We start from the raw sequence: 16522 nt of genomic DNA, 5'->3' as shown, positions 1-16522 counted from the left end.
AAAGCAGGCCGCATGATCGATCCTTCTTCTCTGCCGCCCCGCATCTCCGACATCGTTCGCCGCCACGCCGCGCGCACGCCCGACGCACCGGCCCTGGTCGAGGGCGCGCGTACCTGGTCCTACGGCGAGCTGCAATGCGAGGTCGAGCGCCACGCGCAGCAGCTGCGCGAACTGGGTGTGCGCGGCGGCGACCGCGTCATGCTGGTCAGCGAAAACTGCGTGGCCCAGGTGGCCCTGCTGTTCGCCATCGCCAGCCTCGATGCCTGGAGCGTCAACGTCAACGCGCGCCTGAGCGAGGGCGAGCTGGCCACGATCCGCGCGCACTGTATGCCGCGCTGCGTGCTCTACCCCGCAGCGCAGGGTGAGGTAAATGCAGGCCCGCTCGACCCAAGCACCGTGCCGGAACCAGTGCAGCCTGACGGCGGCCAGGTCGCCGCGCTGGTCTACACCACCGGCACCACCGGCCAGCCGAAAGGCGTGATGCTGACCCACGCGAACTTGCTGTTCGTGGCCGCCACCTCGAGCAGCCTGCGCGGCCTGCAGCCCTCCGATGTCGCCAGCGGCGTGCTGCCGATCACCCACGTCTACGGCTTCACTTCGGTCATGCTCGGCACCCTGTATGCGGGCGCCTGCCTGCAGCTAGCGCCGCGTTTTTCCGCCAAGGCGCTGCTGGCGCACATCCGCGCAGGGGAGCTGACGATCCTGCAGGGTGTGCCGGCCATGTATGCGCGCCTGCTCGCGCTTGCGGGCGGCGCGCCCGTGCCCTCGCGCCTGCGCTTCTGCTACGCCGGCGGCTCGCCGCTCGACCCGCTGCTCAAGCGCGAAGCCGAGCGCATGTTCGGGCTGCCGCTGCACAACGGTTACGGCTTGAGCGAGAGCGGCCCGACCGTGTCGCAGACACGCCTCGATGCGCCGCGCGACGATACGTCCGTCGGCCATCCGATTCCGGGCGTCGAGGTGCACATCGATGCGGGCACGGGCGAGCTGTGGGTGCGCGGGCCGAACGTCATGGCGGGTTACTACCGCGACCAGGCAGCTACCAAGGCCGCGCTGCGTCCCGGCGGCTGGCTCGCCACCGGCGACGTCGCCACGATGGACGCGGACGGCGCGCTGTTCATCGCCGGACGGCTGAAGGAACTGATTATCCGCTCGGGTTTCAACATCTATTCGCTCGAAGTCGAGACGGCCCTCAACAGCCACCCGGCCGTGCTGCAGTCGGCGGTCGTCGGTAGGCCGGCGGCTGGCGGCGAGGAAGAGGTGGTGGCATTCGTGGAGACGTCTAGCGAAGTCGATGCGGCCGCGCTGCAGGACTGGCTGCAAACGCGCCTGGCCGCCTACAAGCGGCCCGCGCGCATCGTGTTCATGGATGCCCTGCCGGCGGCGCCGAGCGGGAAGATATTGAAGAGCAGATTGCCGGCCTGAACGTCAACGGCGCCGCTTCTTCCAGTTGTACTCCGGCCCCGTGACGTCCACGCCCGGGTGCCCAACCAGGTCCGGGTGCTCGGAACACATCGTAATGAAGCGCACACCCTCGCCTTCGCGCTGGCGCTTGCGCAGCTCTTCCATATGCTGCATCGCCGCCACCATCTCGGTGGTCTCGAACAGCTTCTCGTGCGGCGTGCATTTGTCGGCTTCGATCATCGTCCAATACACCATGTACATCGTGTTCTCCTGTCTGGCTGCATTGTCGCCGCTTCGGGTGTCGTGTGGCGCACCGGTAAGCACATTTTCTATGCTGGCAGAAATTTCCAGTTAGCAGAAGTTAGCAGTAGAACTAAGGAACATGCTTACAAAAAGTAGGACTTGTCCGAAAAAGCCTTTATATGTGGGCCATTTCACACAACTCGTCGCAGCTGGCATTTAGGCTGGAGCCTGTCTTCACAAATAGCGGGTCAGAACATGAACATCAAGAAGGAATTCCAGCCGGACCAAACCCCGGAGCTCGCGCTGTGGGGTGGACTTGAATGCACGGTCAACCGTGTACGCGACAATTACTTCAGCCAGATGGACCGTAATGGTCATGCAGAGCGCCTGCAGGACATCGACCGTTTCGCCTCGCTCGGTATCAAGGCGATTCGCTACCCGGTGCTGTGGGAACGCACCGCGCCTGATGGCATCGAGTCCGCCGACTGGTCGTGGTCAGACGAGCGCCTCCCGGCCCTGCAGGCGCTGGGCGTGACGCCGATCGTCGGCCTCCTGCACCACGGTAGCGGACCACGCGACACCAGCCTGGTCGATCCAGCCTTCCCCGAAAAGCTCGCCGAGTACGCCGGTGCGGTAGCCCGTCGCTACCCCTGGGCCGAGTACTACACCCCGGTCAACGAACCTTTGACCACGGCGCGCTTTTCCGGTCTGGCAGGCGTGTGGTACCCGCACGGCAGCGACGAGTCCACCTTCGTGCGTGCGCTGATCAACGAGTGCCGCGCGACGGTGCTGGCGATGCGCGCGATCCGCGACGTTAATCCCGATGCCAAGCTGGTCGCCACCGACGACCTGTCGAAGACCTACGGCACCCCGGAGATGGAAGAGATCACCACCTTCTTCAACGACCGCCGCTGGCTGGGCTGGGACCTGCTGTGCGGGATGGTGGACCAGAACCACGCGCTGTGGGACTACCTGCTCGAATCGCAGGCGACCGCGGAAGAGCTGCTCTGGTTCCGCGACAACCCCTGCCCGCCCGACATCATCGGCGTCAACTATTACGCGACCAGCGAGCGCTGGCTCGACCATCGTCCCGAGCGCTATCCGGAGAACCGGCGCCACGTCTACCGCGGCGTCCCGCATGCCGACATCGAGACGCCGCGTGCGCTGGCCACGCCGACCCCGGGCATCGCACCGCTCCTGATGGAGACCTGGGAACGCTACGGCCTGCCGATCGCGATCACCGAGGCCCACATCGACGCCAATCGCGAAGACCAGATGCGCTGGCTGCTCGAAATCTGGAATGCGGCGCGCAGCGCCCGCCAGCAGGGCGCCGACGTGCGCGCCGTGACGGTCTGGGCCCTGCTCGGCTCCTACGACTGGAACTGCCTGGTGACCGAATGCCGCGGCTACTACGAGCCGGGACCCTTCGACGTGCGCGGCGGCGAACCGCGCCCGACCGCGGTGGCGACCCTGATGCGTGAACTGTCGACCGGCCGTCCGCTCACCAACCCGGTGCTGCAGGGCGAAGGCTGGTGGCGCCGTCCAGGACGCTTCCTGTGCAAACCGGTCGCGACCAGCACTGCGGTGGCCGACATCGCGATGCGCAGCCAGTTCAAGTCGAACGTGGTGCAGCCGATCCTGATCAGCGGCGCCACCGGCACGCTGGGCTCGGCCTACAAGCGCATCTGCGAGAGCCGCAACCTGGCTTGCCGCGTCTTGAGCCGCCAGGAGATGGACATCACCGACCCCGCCTCGGTCGAAGCGGCGATCGCGCGCTACAAGCCGTGGGCCATCATCAATGCGGGCGGCTACGTGCGCGTCGACGAAGCCGAGGGCGATGAAGAGCGCTGCATGCGCGAGAACACGCTGGGACCGACGGTGCTGGCGCTGGCCTGCATCCGCCACCAGCTGCGCTTCATGACCTTTTCGACCGACCTGGTGTTCGACGGCACCAAGGGCGCGCCGTATGTCGAGTCGGACCACATGAACCCGCTCGGCGTGTACGGCCGCAGCAAGATGGAAGCCGAGCAGCGCGTGCTGGACGCCGACCCGCAAGCCCTGGTGATCCGCACCAGCGCCTTCTTCGGCCCCTGGGACCGCCACAACTTCGTGACCCAGGCGCTCAACGCGCTGGAAGCCGGCCTGCCCTTCCAGGCGGCGGGCGACATGGTGGTCTCGCCGACCTACGTGCCGGACCTGGTCAACGTCTCGCTCGACCTTTTGATCGACCGCGAGCGCGGCGTCTGGCACCTGACCAATGCCGAAGCGGTGAGCTGGGCCGATCTGGCCAAGCGCGCCTGCGAGGCGGCGGGGGTGGATGCGTCAAGCCTGGAGGTGGTGTCGAGCGAGAGCTGCGGCCACGTGGCGCGCCGGCCTGAGTATAGCGCGCTGTCGAGCGAGCGGGCACGCATGCTGCCGCCGCTGGAGGATGCGCTGCGCCGGTATGTGGAGGCGATGCAGGACCGGGCGCATGGGCGGGATGCGGAGCAGCCGGGGGAAGCGGCGCATTACGCGAGTTAACTTCAAAAGCAACTTGGGTCCCGGCCTGCGCCGGGACGACGGTCTCAGAGCTAGCAATTAGCGGTAGAGTCGTCGTCCCGGCGAAGGCCGGGACCCAATTTTTTAGAACAGCCGTAACTTACGAATTCGCCTCGTCCGCCGCCACAAACTGCAAGCGGTACAAATTCGCATACATCCCGTTCGCATCCAGCAGTTCCGCATGCGTCCCCTGCTCCACGATCCGCCCGTGCTCCATCACCACGATCCGGTCCGCCCGTTCGATGGTCGACAGCCGGTGCGCGATCACGATGGTGGTGCGGCCGGCCATGAGCGTTTCCAGCGCCGCCTGCACCGCGCGTTCCGACTCGTTGTCGAGCGCGGACGTTGCTTCGTCCAGGATCAGGATCGGCGCGTCCTTGTAGATCGCGCGTGCGATCGCCACGCGCTGGCGCTGGCCGCCCGACAGGCGCATGCCGTTCTCGCCGATGCGGGTTTCGACGCCGTCTTCCAGCTTGGCCACGACATCCGTCAGGTGCGCCGCCTTCACGGCCGCCGCGAGACGCTCGTAGTCGATCTTCTCGACGCCGTAGGCGATGTTGGCCGCCAGCGTGTCGTCGAACAGCACCACGTTCTGGCTCACCATCGCCAGCTGCGCGCGCAGGCTGGCCAGCTTGATGTCGCGGTACGGCACGCCATCGAGCAGCAGTTGCCCCGCTTCCGGATCGTAGAAGCGCGTCACCAGGTTCACAAACGTCGACTTGCCGCCGCCCGAGATGCCGACCAGCGCCACCGTCTGCCCCGGCAGCACCTCGAGCGAGACGCCGTTCAGGGCCGGGTTGACCGCGTTCGGATAGCGGAAGGTAACGTTGTCGAACTTCAGGTGGCCCTGGGCGCGGCCCAGCTCCCGGCTGCCGGTGTCTTCTTCCGCCGGCGAGTCGATCATGCCGAACACCGTCTCGGCCGCGATCATCCCGCGCTGCATCGGACCGTTGACCTCGGCCAGCGACTTGAGCGGCGTGAGCAGCATCAGCATGTAGGTCACGAACTGCACGAATTCGCCTTGGGTCAGGTTGGCCTGGATCGCCAGCACGATGACCAGGGACAGAGCCAGCGAGGTGGCGATCTGGGTCACCGGGGTGGTGGCGGCAAAAGCGACCGTCATGCGCTGCGAGAAGCCGCGCAGGGCTTCGCTGCGGGCGTGGAAACGGGCGCGCTCGTAGCGCTCGCCGGAGAACACGCGGATCACCTGGTGGCCGCGGGTGGCTTCTTCGACCACCTGGGTCATCTCGGCCGTCACGCGCTGGTTTTCGCGGTTCAGGCGCCGCAGGCGGCCGGTGGTGGTGCGCACGATCACGGCGGTCAGCGGGACCACGATGATCGCCACCAGGGTCAGCTTCCAGTTCATGTAGAGCAGCGCCCCGAGCAGGCCGATCACGACCAGGGTGTCGCGCACGCAGGCCACGAACACCGACTGCAGCATGTCCACCACCTGGCGCACGTCGGCCACCACGGTGTTGATGATCTTGCCGGTCGACTCTTCGTGGAAGCGCGCCACCGGCAGGCGCAGCACGCGGTCGAACACCATCGCGCGCAGGTCGTTCAGCACGCGGCTGATGACCCAGTTGTTGAAGTAGGCGGTGGAGAAGGTGCCGACGCCGCGCAGCACGAAGATCCCGACCAGGATCCCGGGAATCCACCACAGGCTGAACGGCACCTTGTCCTTGAAACCGAGGTCGATCAGGAGCTTGAGGGCCCAGCCCAGCAGCGGCTGGGTGGCGGCGGTGAGCGCCATCGAGAGCAGCGCCAGCCAGGCGCGCCCCTGGTAAGGCTTGACGACGGCCAGCAGGCGTTTGACGATGATCTTATTGTCCACGCTTATTTTCCACGATATTTTCCATTTCTTTCGCAGTCAAACAGAAGCCCATGAGCAGGGCCACCATGAGCACGTAGAACATGCTGCCTTTGAGGGACCAGAAGATGACTTCGGTGAGTCCGAAGCCGAAGTAACTGAGCACCACCAGCATCCCCGCCAGCGCCGGCGTGAACTGGGGCGAGGACTGCGAGCCGCCCCGGCCGGCCGCGCGTGCGAAGAAGGCGAAGGGCGCGCCCAGGATGCCGAGGTAGGCCAGCAGGCCGAAGATGCCGCCGCTGGCCTGGGCCTGCAGCAGGTCGTTGTGCAGGTGCTCGAAGGGCAGCACCACGTCCTGGATCCGGCCCTGCTCCGCCAGCTTGCGCAGCTCGGCGCGGACGCTCAAGGGGTCGAGCCCGAACATCGGATGCTCGGCGATGATGGTGCGCGCGCCCTTCCACAGCTCCAGGCGGATGCCGACATTCGACAGCGCGCTGCCGCCATCGAGCCAGGTCTGCACGTCGTGCACGCCCTGCCCGACCCGCTCCTGCACGCCGAAGGCGGGGATGAAGAAGGTCGAGGCGAACAGCGCGAAGCTGCCGATCAGGAGCAGGCGCACGCGCCGGCTGCGCAGCAGGCGCGCATAGGTGAGGAACAGGATCGCCGCCAGCACCAGCGCGATCCAGCCGCCGCGGGTGCCGCTCAGGAGCGTGGCCGCCAGCCCTGCCAGCGCGCCCAGCGCCGGCAGGATCGCCTTGCGGGTGCTGTGGCGGAAGTCGATGGCGGCGGCCAGTGACACCAGGCCCAGGCACAGGGAGATGTCGCCGAAGGTGATCGGATTGAGCCAGCCGCCGGGGCGGTAGATCTCGAGCACGAGCTTTTGGTAGGCGATGAAGGGCAGCGCGGCGATGGCGCCCGCGATCACGCCCCACCACAGGCTGGTGCGGGACGGACGCCCCAGCACCACCAGCATCATGGCGCTGAAGCCCAGGAACATGCGCGAGGGCTTGTCGAGGTAGCCCCAACTGGCTTCGGGGCGCAGCAGCACGCAGGCCAGCGCCAGCAGGAAGTAGAAGGCGAAGGCCGCGACTACCCAGCGGACTTCAACCCAGTGCGGTCGAATGGCGGCCCAGGCCCGGCGCGGCACGCACAGCACGGCCAGCACGAAGACCAGGCTGGAAAAGCCGATGCCGGACGGAGTAATAAGGCTGAGGAAAGGGAACAGGAAAACCAGGAAGCCGATCCAAGGCTGCATCGGCACTCCGATTTTCGTCGGATTATTGTTCATTCATGTTCTTGTGGGATATTCTTGCCAACCTTGAGCGTGCGTTTTACGAGAACCCCATGCAGCACACCCCTACCATCTCTGTCGTGATCACCACCTACAACCGCCCGGATGCCCTCGCAGCGGTCGTGGAAGCCTGTTTCATGCAGGATGACAAGAATTTTGAAATCATTATCGCTGATGACGGCTCGACTGCCAACACGCGGGAGACCATCGCCGCCCTCGCGGCACGCTCGCCGGTGCCCCTGAAACACGTGTGGCAGCCGGACGAAGGCTTCCGCGCCGCCATGGCGCGCAACCGCGGCACGCTCGCGGCAACCGGCAACTATATCATCTTCCTGGACGGCGACTGCGTGCCGCAGCGCGACTTCATCAGCCGTCACCGGGCATTGGCGCGGCCTGGCTTCCTCGTTTCCGGCAGCCGCATCCTCCTGAGCCAGGCCCTGACCGAACGCGTCCTGCGCGAGCACATCGACGTCGCGGACCTTGGCCTGGCCGAACGCCTGCGCTACCGCCTGCGCGGCGACATGAACAAGGTGCTGCAGACGATGCTGCGCTGGCCCGACCTCGGCCGCGTCCGGCGCAAGTTCAGCTGGCGCCGCATCAAGAGCTGCAACCTGGCCGTGTGGCGCTCGGACCTGGAGAAGGTCAACGGCTTCGACGAGAGTTTCGTCGGCTGGGGGCACGAGGATTCGGACCTGGTGGTGCGCCTGTTCCATGCGGGCGTGCTGAGGAAAGATGGAGCGCTGGCGACCGAGGTGCTGCACCTGTGGCACCGGGAGGCGAAGCGGGATGAGGAGTCGAGCAACCGGAAGGTGGTGCTGCAGCGGGCGGTGGACAAGACGACCCAGGCGGTGCGCGGACTGCGAGAGCACACTGGCCAATGAATCTGTAGGGTGGGCAGGTCTCCTGCCCACGCGGTCTGTTCTAGCGCTGGCTGACCGCGTGAGCGGGAAACCCGCCCACCCTACGATCAATACTCCACGGCGACGTCTTTAGCGCCCAGCGTCAACTCCAGCTGCTGCTTGAGCGTATCCGACGGCGCCACCCGCCAGTCGTCGCCCAGCTGCAGGATCGCTTCCACGCCCTGCGGCTTGATGCGCAGGCTGACTGGCATCCCGTCCGGCATGCGGTGCGGCTGCAGGACCTCGGCCAGCTTGGCCGGGTTCAGGTCGCAACCGACATCCATCTCCAGCTTGAAGCCGTACTGGATGCGCGCCGCGGCGATGTCGTAGACCTTCTCCGCCGTGATGCGCAGGCCGCCGTTGAAGCGGTCTTCGGACACCTTGCCGACCACCAGCAGGAACTCGTCTTCCTTGAAGATGTTCTTGTTCGCTTCCAGCAGCTCGCTGTAGATGGTCACCTCGACCACGCCGGTCTTGTCGTCCAGCGCCACGATCAGGATCTTGCCGCGCTGGGTCATCTGGGTGCGCACGCCGGTGATCACGCCGCACAGCATGCGCGGATCGCGCGACGGTTCCAGGTCCTTCAGCTTGGTCTTGGCGAAGCGCCGCACCTCGGCCGCGTAGGAGTCGAACATGTGGCCGGACAGGTAGTAGCCGAGCGCGATCTTCTCTTCAGCCAGCTTCTGGCGGTCGGTCCAGGGCGTCGCTTTCACGTACTCCGGCGGCGCCACCAGGTCGGAATCGTCGCCGCCGAACAGGCTCACCTGGTTGGCGGCGGCTGCGGCCTGGCCGGCCGCTTCCATCGCGAAGCCGACGGAGGCCAGCAGCACGGCGCGGTCGACGCCGAAGGCATCCATGGCGCCGGCGCGAATCAAGCTTTCGATGGTGCGGCGGTTGATCTGCTTGCGGTCCACGCGCATGCAGAAGTCGAACAGGTCCTTGAACTTGCCGCCCTCGGTGCGCGCGGCGATGATCGCTTCGATCGCGCCCTGCCCCGCGCCCTTCACGCCGCCCAGGCCGTAGCGGATGTTCGAGACCTGCTTGCCGGTGACGGAACGCGGCTGGCCTTCCGGCGTGAAGCGGAAGTGCGACTCGTTGACGTCCGGCGGCAGGATGGTCAGCTTGCAGACATCGATCGCATCCTCGACCAGGATCTTGATCTTCTCGGTGTCTTCCATCGCCAGCGACATGTTGGCTGCCATGAACGCGGCGGTATGGTGCACCTTCAGGTAGGCGGTGTGGTAGGACAGCAGCGCATACGCGGCGGCGTGCGACTTGTTGAAGCCGTAGCCCGCGAACTTCTCCATCAGGTCGAAGATCTCGTCGGCCTTCTCGGTGGAGAGGCCATCCTTGGCGGCGCCGGCGCGGAAGATCTCGCGGTGCTCGGCCATCTCTTCGGCTTTTTTCTTACCCATCGCGCGGCGCAGCATGTCCGCACCGCCCAGCGAGTAGCCGCCGACGATCTGCGCCATCTGCATGACCTGCTCCTGGTAGACCATGATGCCGTAGGTCTCGGACAGAATCGATTCGGTGCGCGGGTCCGGATAGTCGAACTTCTCGCCGTGCTTGCGCTTGCAGAAGTCGGGGATCAGGTCCATCGGGCCTGGACGGTACAGCGCCACCAGCGCAATGATGTCCTCGAAGCGGTCGGGACGCGCGTCCTTCAGCATGCCCTGCATGCCGCGCGATTCAAGCTGGAAGATCGCGACGGTCTTGGCGTCGGACAGCAGCTTGTACGAGGGCCGGTCGTTCAGCGGCAGGGTCTCGAGGTTGAACTCGGCGTCTTGCGGATCGAGCGCTCGGATGTAGTTGACGGCGCGGTCGAGAATCGTCAGCGTGGTCAGGCCCAGGAAGTCGAACTTCACCAGGCCGACGGCCTCCACGTCGTCCTTGTCGTACTGCGAGACCACGCCGGCGTCGCCGCCCTGGGTGTACAGCGGGCAGAAGTCGGTCAGTTTGCCCGGTGCGATCAGCACGCCACCGGCGTGCATGCCGATGCCGCGCGTGATGCCTTCGACCTGCTGCGCGAGATCGAGCAGCTGCTTGACCTCTTCCTCGTTCTCGAGGCGTTCCTTGAGCAGCGGTTCCTCTTCGATCGCCTCGGCGATCGAGACCTGCTTGCCCGGCTTGAACGGAATCAGCTTGGAGATGCCGTCGCAGAAGTTGTAGCCGAAGTCCAAGACGCGGCCGACGTCGCGGATCGCGCCCTTGGCCGCCATGGTGCCGAAGGTGGCGATCTGCGAGACCGCGTCGCGGCCGTACAAATCCTTCACGTGCTGGATGACGAGTTCGCGCTTTTCCTGGCAGAAGTCGATGTCGAAGTCGGGCATCGAAACGCGTTCCGGGTTCAGGAAACGCTCGAACAGCAGGTTGTACTTCAGTGGATCGAGGTCGGTGATCTTCAGCGCATAGGCGACGAGGGAACCCGCACCCGAACCGCGGCCCGGGCCGATCGGCACGCCGTTGTTCTTGCCCCACTGGATGAACTCCGCCACGATCAGGAAGTAGCCCGGGAACTTCATCTTGATGATGGTCTGGTTCTCGAACTCGAGGCGCGCCTCGTAGCGCGGCCGTTCCTTTTCGCGCTGTTCTTCGTTCGGATACAGCTGCAGCAGGCGCTCTTCCAGGCCTTTCTTGGTCTCGGCAACCAGGAAGTCGTCGATGCTCATGCCGTCCGGGGTCGGGAAGTCCGGCAGCTGCGGCTTACCCAGCGTGAGGGTGACGTTGCAGCGCTTGGCGATTTCCACCGAGTTGGCGAGCGCGCCCGGCAGGTCGGCGAACAGCTCCGCCATCTCGGCCTGCGACTTGAAGCACATCTCTTCGTTGAAGCGGCGCACGCGCTTGGCGTTGGCCAGCATCTCGCCTTCGGCGATACAGGTCCGCGCCTCGTGGGCGATGAATTCGTCCTTGTTCAGGAACTGCACCGGATGGGTCGCCACCACCGGCAGCTTGAGCCGGCCGGCCAGCGCCACCGAGTGGCGCACGCCCTGCTCCTGGTTGGGCTGGCCGGCGCGCTGGATCTCGATGTAGAAGTGGCCGGGGAAGATGCGCGCCCAGCGCTGGGCCGCGCGTTCGGCGCGCTCGATGTCGCCCTGGTCGATGGCCTGGCCGACGTCCCCGAAACAGGCGCCCGACAGCACGATCAGGGCATTGGCCTGGTCGACGTCCGGTTCCAGGGTCGAGTTGGAGGTGGCGAGGGCTTCCAGCCACTCGACGCGGATTTCGGCGCGGCCCTTGTATTGATTGGTGAGCCAGGCTTTCGACAGCAGGTCGCACAGCTGCAGGTAGCCAGTGCGGTTCTTCGCCAGAATCAAGAGGCGCGAGGGCTTGTCGCGGTTCTCGTCATTGGTGATCCAGGCGTCGACGCCGACGATCGGCTTGATCCCCTTCCCGCGCGCCGCCTTGTAGAAGCGCACCAGGCAGAACATGTTGGCCAGGTCGGTCACGGCCAGCGCCGGCTGCTGGTCCTTCGCGGCGGCCCCGACGATGTCGTCGATGCGCACGAGGCCATCGACGATCGAATATTCGGAGTGGACGCGGAGGTGGGTGAAAGTCGGGGAGCTCATCGTGCCATTTTACCTTGCCAGCCCATCTACATCCAGCCGGAGCCGGGGTCGTCGTTGCTTGTAGGCACGCGCAGGCGACACTCTCAGATCTGCTAGGGAGGTGGAAGATTTTTACGTCTTCGGTAAAAAAATATTTACACTAAAAATATTTTTCCACATTGGGATATCCATGAAAAAGACCATCCTTGCCCTGGCGCTTGCCCTATCGGGAACTGCACATGCCGGCGTCATCGCGTATGAATGGACATGGACTGGTACGCTGGGAAACCATGCGAACGGGACCATGTCTTACTCCGATACGCTGGCCGATTCAGGTCTCATTTATGCAGAGGATATCGCGAGTTTTTCCATTAGTGGCTACAACGGAAGCGAGCTGAAGTTCACCTGGGACCTGGCCACCGGCACGCAGAACAATCCTTTCAGGCTGTCGTTCGACACCAGCACCCACGAACTCAACTTTGGTGGAAGGTATCCTACCGCGTCGAATGCCGTCGTCTGGGGCAACGATGCCGTGAATGCGCTCGTGTGTGGATTGGGGACGTGCGGCTTCTTCGGATCGAACACGATTTTCGGTGGCGTTCCGGTTTCCGACAAGCGCCAGTTCGTATTCACCTTGGTAGACGGCTCGTCTGACGTCCCAGAACCGGCAGCGATGCTGCTGTTGGGCATAGGCGCTGCCGGCCTGCTCGCCTCCAGGAAAAAGAAGCGCCGTTAAGGATCAGGCCTTGCCGCGCAGCTTTTGAAAGGGCCGGAACAGGTATTCGCGCACGTTCTGGGCTTCGTCGTGCTCGTCCAGCCCGGTATCCGGCCACTCGTTGCGCTTCGGGAAGTGCGCGGTACGGAACACGAGGTCCCAGAACGAGGAGAAGGAGCCGAAATTGCGGTTCCAGTGGTGCTTCTCGACCGAGTGGTGGATGCGGTGGAAGCGGTTGTCGGCCATGATGTAACGCAGCGGCCCCAGCGACAGCTTGGTGTGCGAGTGGATGTACTGCCCCTGGGCGCCCAGCAGCAGCCAGGCCAGCACCGGCACGAAGCCCGGATCGACCCGCACCAGCAGGCTCATCGGGATGATCATGAAGGGGATCCGGAAGATCTCTTCGGTCCAGTGGTGGTTGCTGTTCCAGGCGCTCATCTCGCGGATCGCGTGGTGCTCGGCGTGGAAGACCCACAGGAACTTGAAGGTGTGCTGGGCGCGGTGGAACCAGTAATAGAAGAAATCACTCACCAGCAGCGACAGCAGCGGCGCCGCGATCCAGCCGAGCACGGTCAGGAATTTGTTCTCGGATGCGAAGTATTCGCTGAGGGTGATGCTCACCAGCGGCTGGACGCCGAGCTTGCCCCAGAAGTTGCTGAACGCGGTCAGGAAGGCGACCGTGATCACGATGTACACAGCCCACAGCATGGCGCCACGCAGACGCGACTTCATCGAGTACTTGTTCCAGCCAAAGATAAGCTCGAGCACGAACAGGATCATGGAGACGTACAGGATGCGCCATCCATAATCGAGCATGTTGTGGCCTGCCTGGGTCAAGTACTCCATCATCGAGGTTCTAGCTGTTCGGGAAATGCCGGACATGATAGCCGAAAACAGGTATCGCGGCGTATCGCTGACCGCGTGGGCGGCACAGCCGCCCACCCTACGAAACCGAGGCTACCGGAACGGTACGCCCCGCGCCATAGCTGCGCCGCATGCGCAGGAAGGGTTCCTCGACGATGTGGTAGCAAAGCGTCGCCAGCGCCCAGGTCGCGCCGTAACACACTGCAAACATGATGGCGGCGTCGACCCAGAGCGTGCCGGTCGGCGCAATCAATTTGAAGCGCACGGCGAGGATGTGCAGCAGCGCCATGTGCAAGAGGTAGAAGGAAAAGCTGACCTTGCCGCCCTGGCTCAGCGCGCGTTCGATCGCCCCCGGCAGGCGCGCCGAGAAGGACACCCAGGCCAGGATCAGCGCGGCCCAGCCGGCGCTCTCGATCATCGACCAGTAGACCCAGAAGCCGGATTTGGGCGTGGCGCCGAAGGGGGCGACGCGGTGCATCAGCGCGGTGTCCCACATCACCAGCGCGACGCTGGCCACCAGCAGAACCGGGGCGAAGCGCGCCAGTTGCGACTGCCAGCGCTGGTGCAGCATGGCGGCCGCCATGCCGATCAGGAACTGGTCGAAGCGGCCGACCCAGGTACTGAAATACATCAGCGTGCTGTTGTCGTTGACGGTGAAGGCCGCCACCTTGAAAAAGCCCATCAGGACCAGCCAGCCGCCCAGGTAGGCGATGCCACGCTCCAGCGTGAAGCGGGCCAGGAAGGGGAATACCAGGTAGAACAGGAATTCCAGCGAGATGGTCCAGGCCGCGCCGGTAATCACGGTGCCCGAGGTCGGCGCCAGGCCGAGGTTGGAGACGAACAGGTAGAGCAGGTCTTGCGGCTGGAACTTGTCGCGGCCGATCGAGGTCGCCAGCAGATAGATGACGAGGTAGAGCGGGACGATGCGCAGCAGGCGGTTGCGCAGGAAGTCGCGGTAGACGATCTCGCGCCCGGTCGCGTGCTGGTGCAGTGCGATCTGCATGAACAGGAAGCCCGACAGCGTGAAGAACAGGCCGACGCCCGTATGCCCTTCCGTGATCAGCGCGGTCCAGCCGCCGGTCAGGCCGGCGCCGCCGAGTCCGCGGTATTCAAGGTGGAAATGAAACAGGAAAACCAGGGTGGCGGCGAGCCAGCGCAGCTGGTCGAGACGGGGGTTGTACTGGATGTTCGGCGAATGCATGGAAGGCTCGGGCCGGTGGCCTGTTGTTCTATTCCAGCTATTCTAATGTGAAAACATCTATTCCTTTGGAATCTGTAGGGTGGGCGGAGCTCCCGCCCACGCTGCCAATACAACGGCATGGCGCAGTCAGCTGGCTTATAATAGCTGGCTGTCTTCCCTGCCCGTTCTTCATCCCGCCATGCACGTCAATATCGCCGCCTACAAATTCGTCACCCTCGACAACCTGGAAGAACTGCGCCCGCAGTACCAGGACAAGTGCAACGAACTCGGCCTGAAAGGGACCGTCCTGTTGACGCCGGAAGGCATCAACATGTTCGTCTCCGGCCCGCGCGAACAGATCGACCAGTACCTGGCCTGGGTGCGCAGCGACGCCCGTCTTGCCGACCTCGAATGGAAAGAAAGCGTCTCCGGCGAGCAGTCGCACAAGCGCATGCTGGTGAAGATCAAGAAGGAAATCATCACGATGCGCATGCCGCTCATCAAGCCGGAACTCGGCCGCGCGCCTTCGGTCGATCCGAAGACGCTCAAGCGCTGGCTCGACCAGGGCCACGATGACGATGGCGTGCCGGTGGTGATGATGGAAACTCGCAATGCCTTCGAAGTGGACGTTGGCACCTTCAAGGACACGCTGGACTACCGCATCGAGAAGTTCACCGAGTTCCCGGAAGTGGCGGCGCAACACAAGGACGAGCTGGCCGGCAAGACGGTGGTCACCTTCTGCACCGGCGGCATCCGTTGCGAAAAGGCGGCGATCCACATGAAGAACATCGGCTACGACCGCGTCTACCAGCTCGAAGGCGGCATCCTCAAGTATTTCGAGGAAGTCGGCGGCGACCATTACCAGGGCGACTGCTTCGTGTTCGACTACCGCACCGCGCTCAACCCGAAGCTCGAGCCGACCGAAACCGCGCAATGCTACGCCTGCCGCGCCGTGGTCACGCCACGCCAGCAGCTGTCGCCTGACTATGTAGTGGGAGTGTCTTGCCCGCACTGCGTCGGCAAGAAGGAAGGACAGGCTGGACAGGTGTCGGCCGCGCCGTAAGGCTCTGCGCGCGCCGCCACCCGGCGCCTGGATCTTGAACCCGGGACGATTTTTGCGGTGTGCGCTACCTGCGCCATCCACGTCGTTCCGTGTTCGGTACTGCTTGAAGCTTTACAAATATTTCAGAAACTACTGCTTTTTGAAATAATATTTCAAACGAGTGCAATGCCGTCGAAGTCGATGCCCGTCGGGGTGCCGACGATACGTGCGATGGTGGCGTCGATCTGGCCCGGGTCCATCTGCATTGCGATCGTTTCCAGGCTCTTCGCGCTCGCCAGGTAGTCGATGGCGATCTTGTTGGCAGCCGTGCCCGCGTAGGCGGTCTTTTCCGCATCGGTATCGATGTGCGACGTGAACGATGTTGCAACGGCCACCTTGCCGTTGTAGACGACGCGGTCATTGTTCTGGGAGCCGGCCGCGATCTGCGTCACCACGTTATCGATGCTGATCTGATTCCTGTCCAGCAGGTCCGCCCAGTAGTTCACCCCCGCCGCTTCCGCCTGGCGACCGAACAGGTTGTCGTACACCTCGGCGACGACCGCACGGTTGTCCATACCGGCATAGACGGCCTTGTACTCATTCGACGTCGAAAAATTGGCAGACATCGTCTGGTAACCGGACGGATTCGTCTGCAAGACGTTGGCCCAGTAGGTCAGGCCCGCCGGGTCGGCGGGGCGGCTGAAATATGCGACATACAGCTTCTGCACTTCGTTCACGTAATCAGTTGCCATCACGGCCTCCTCATCAAATATGTGATGAAAATATACCGTAACAAATCAAACAACAACGCAATTTACTCAACCGTGCGCGGTGAATTTCTTCAAGAAAATCAATTACATACAGAAATCTGTTGCAACTAGGAAGCGACCCAATGTGACAATCAGGCGGCAGTTTATGGTTGAGCCGGAACGCCCGAAACGCTGCATTCATGCGCCTTCCAGCGGCTCAGCAAACGCTCCGAAACCGCTTTAAA

The 16522-nt window shown here is 64.1% G+C and carries 12 protein-coding genes; 5 read left to right on the top strand and 7 right to left on the bottom strand.

Going from position 1 to position 16522, the window contains the following annotated elements; genetic code table 11:
- Positions 1 to 12: 12 nt before the first annotated feature.
- On the top strand, positions 13 to 1422 hold the full coding sequence (locus GV068_RS19685) for a class I adenylate-forming enzyme family protein (protein ID WP_159701747.1): 1410 nt from the start codon (positions 13 to 15) through the stop codon (positions 1420 to 1422).
- Positions 1423 to 1425: 3 nt separating this feature from the next.
- Here GV068_RS19685 and GV068_RS19680 read toward each other — a convergent pair whose 3' ends face one another.
- Positions 1426 to 1662, bottom strand: coding sequence for a hypothetical protein (locus tag GV068_RS19680; protein WP_201303320.1), 237 nt, complete (start codon positions 1660 to 1662; stop codon positions 1426 to 1428).
- Between the two features lie 237 nt (positions 1663 to 1899).
- Between GV068_RS19680 and GV068_RS19675 the strand changes: the two genes are divergently transcribed.
- Entirely contained in the window at positions 1900 to 4164 is a 2265-nt protein-coding gene (locus tag GV068_RS19675; RefSeq protein WP_159701744.1) for a family 1 glycosylhydrolase, read from the top strand.
- Positions 4165 to 4282: 118 nt separating this feature from the next.
- Here the strand turns inward: GV068_RS19675 and msbA are convergent, their stop codons facing one another.
- On the bottom strand, positions 4283 to 6016 hold the full coding sequence (gene msbA, locus GV068_RS19670; protein WP_159701741.1) for a lipid A export permease/ATP-binding protein MsbA: 1734 nt from the start codon (positions 6014 to 6016) through the stop codon (positions 4283 to 4285).
- Positions 6006 to 7247 carry an O-antigen ligase gene (locus GV068_RS19665; RefSeq protein WP_229464365.1) on the bottom strand — a complete coding sequence of 414 codons (1242 nt, stop codon included), beginning with the start codon at positions 7245 to 7247 and terminating at the stop codon, positions 6006 to 6008. The genes msbA and GV068_RS19665 overlap by 11 nt, the downstream gene beginning before the upstream one ends.
- 89 nt (positions 7248 to 7336) lie before the next feature.
- Here GV068_RS19665 and GV068_RS19660 point away from each other — a divergent pair, with 89 nt between their 5' ends.
- Positions 7337 to 8164, top strand: a complete 828-nt coding sequence (locus GV068_RS19660; protein WP_159701735.1) for a glycosyltransferase family 2 protein — start codon at positions 7337 to 7339, stop codon at positions 8162 to 8164.
- A gap of 86 nt (positions 8165 to 8250) precedes the next feature.
- Here the strand turns inward: GV068_RS19660 and dnaE are convergent, their stop codons facing one another.
- Positions 8251 to 11748 carry a DNA polymerase III subunit alpha gene (dnaE, locus tag GV068_RS19655; RefSeq protein WP_159701732.1) on the bottom strand — a complete coding sequence of 1166 codons (3498 nt, stop codon included), beginning with the start codon at positions 11746 to 11748 and terminating at the stop codon, positions 8251 to 8253.
- A gap of 169 nt (positions 11749 to 11917) precedes the next feature.
- Between dnaE and GV068_RS19650 the strand changes: the two genes are divergently transcribed.
- Positions 11918 to 12463, top strand: coding sequence for a PEP-CTERM sorting domain-containing protein (locus tag GV068_RS19650; protein WP_159701729.1), 546 nt, complete (start codon positions 11918 to 11920; stop codon positions 12461 to 12463).
- Between the two features lie 3 nt (positions 12464 to 12466).
- Here GV068_RS19650 and GV068_RS19645 read toward each other — a convergent pair whose 3' ends face one another.
- Positions 12467 to 13291 carry a sterol desaturase family protein gene (locus GV068_RS19645; RefSeq protein WP_229464363.1) on the bottom strand — a complete coding sequence of 275 codons (825 nt, stop codon included), beginning with the start codon at positions 13289 to 13291 and terminating at the stop codon, positions 12467 to 12469.
- 94 nt (positions 13292 to 13385) lie between these two features.
- Positions 13386 to 14507 (bottom strand): acyltransferase, encoded by a 1122-nt coding sequence (locus GV068_RS19640; RefSeq protein ID WP_159701726.1) that lies wholly within the window; start codon positions 14505 to 14507, stop codon positions 13386 to 13388.
- Positions 14508 to 14685: 178 nt separating this feature from the next.
- On the opposite strand from GV068_RS19640, the gene GV068_RS19635 reads away from it, so the two are divergent.
- Positions 14686 to 15549 carry a sulfurtransferase gene (locus GV068_RS19635; protein WP_159701723.1) on the top strand — a complete coding sequence of 288 codons (864 nt, stop codon included), beginning with the start codon at positions 14686 to 14688 and terminating at the stop codon, positions 15547 to 15549.
- Positions 15550 to 15701: 152 nt separating this feature from the next.
- On the opposite strand, the gene GV068_RS19630 is transcribed toward GV068_RS19635, so the two are convergent.
- Complete coding sequence (locus GV068_RS19630; RefSeq protein ID WP_159701720.1) at positions 15702 to 16280, bottom strand: DUF4214 domain-containing protein; 579 nt, start codon at positions 16278 to 16280, stop codon at positions 15702 to 15704.
- Between the last annotated feature and the right edge of the window lie 242 nt (positions 16281 to 16522).

Origin of the sequence: Massilia sp. 9I (genome assembly GCF_902506415.1) — a bacterium.
Taxonomy (GTDB): Bacteria; Pseudomonadota; Gammaproteobacteria; order Burkholderiales; family Burkholderiaceae_D; genus Telluria.
This window is presented reverse-complemented; position numbering and strand designations above follow the sequence as displayed.

Coding starts and splice junctions, on each gene's coding strand:
- GV068_RS19685 (WP_159701747.1), top strand. CDS start 13: ATGATCGATCCTTCTTCTCTGCCGCCCCGCATCTCCGACATCGTTCGC.
- GV068_RS19680 (WP_201303320.1), bottom strand. CDS start 1,662: ATGTACATGGTGTATTGGACGATGATCGAAGCCGACAAATGCACGCCG.
- GV068_RS19675 (WP_159701744.1), top strand. CDS start 1,900: ATGAACATCAAGAAGGAATTCCAGCCGGACCAAACCCCGGAGCTCGCG.
- GV068_RS19665 (WP_229464365.1), bottom strand. CDS start 7,247: ATGCAGCCTTGGATCGGCTTCCTGGTTTTCCTGTTCCCTTTCCTCAGC.
- GV068_RS19660 (WP_159701735.1), top strand. CDS start 7,337: ATGCAGCACACCCCTACCATCTCTGTCGTGATCACCACCTACAACCGC.
- dnaE (WP_159701732.1), bottom strand. CDS start 11,748: ATGAGCTCCCCGACTTTCACCCACCTCCGCGTCCACTCCGAATATTCG.
- GV068_RS19650 (WP_159701729.1), top strand. CDS start 11,918: ATGAAAAAGACCATCCTTGCCCTGGCGCTTGCCCTATCGGGAACTGCA.
- GV068_RS19645 (WP_229464363.1), bottom strand. CDS start 13,291: ATGATGGAGTACTTGACCCAGGCAGGCCACAACATGCTCGATTATGGA.
- GV068_RS19640 (WP_159701726.1), bottom strand. CDS start 14,507: ATGCATTCGCCGAACATCCAGTACAACCCCCGTCTCGACCAGCTGCGC.
- GV068_RS19635 (WP_159701723.1), top strand. CDS start 14,686: ATGCACGTCAATATCGCCGCCTACAAATTCGTCACCCTCGACAACCTG.
- GV068_RS19630 (WP_159701720.1), bottom strand. CDS start 16,280: ATGGCAACTGATTACGTGAACGAAGTGCAGAAGCTGTATGTCGCATAT.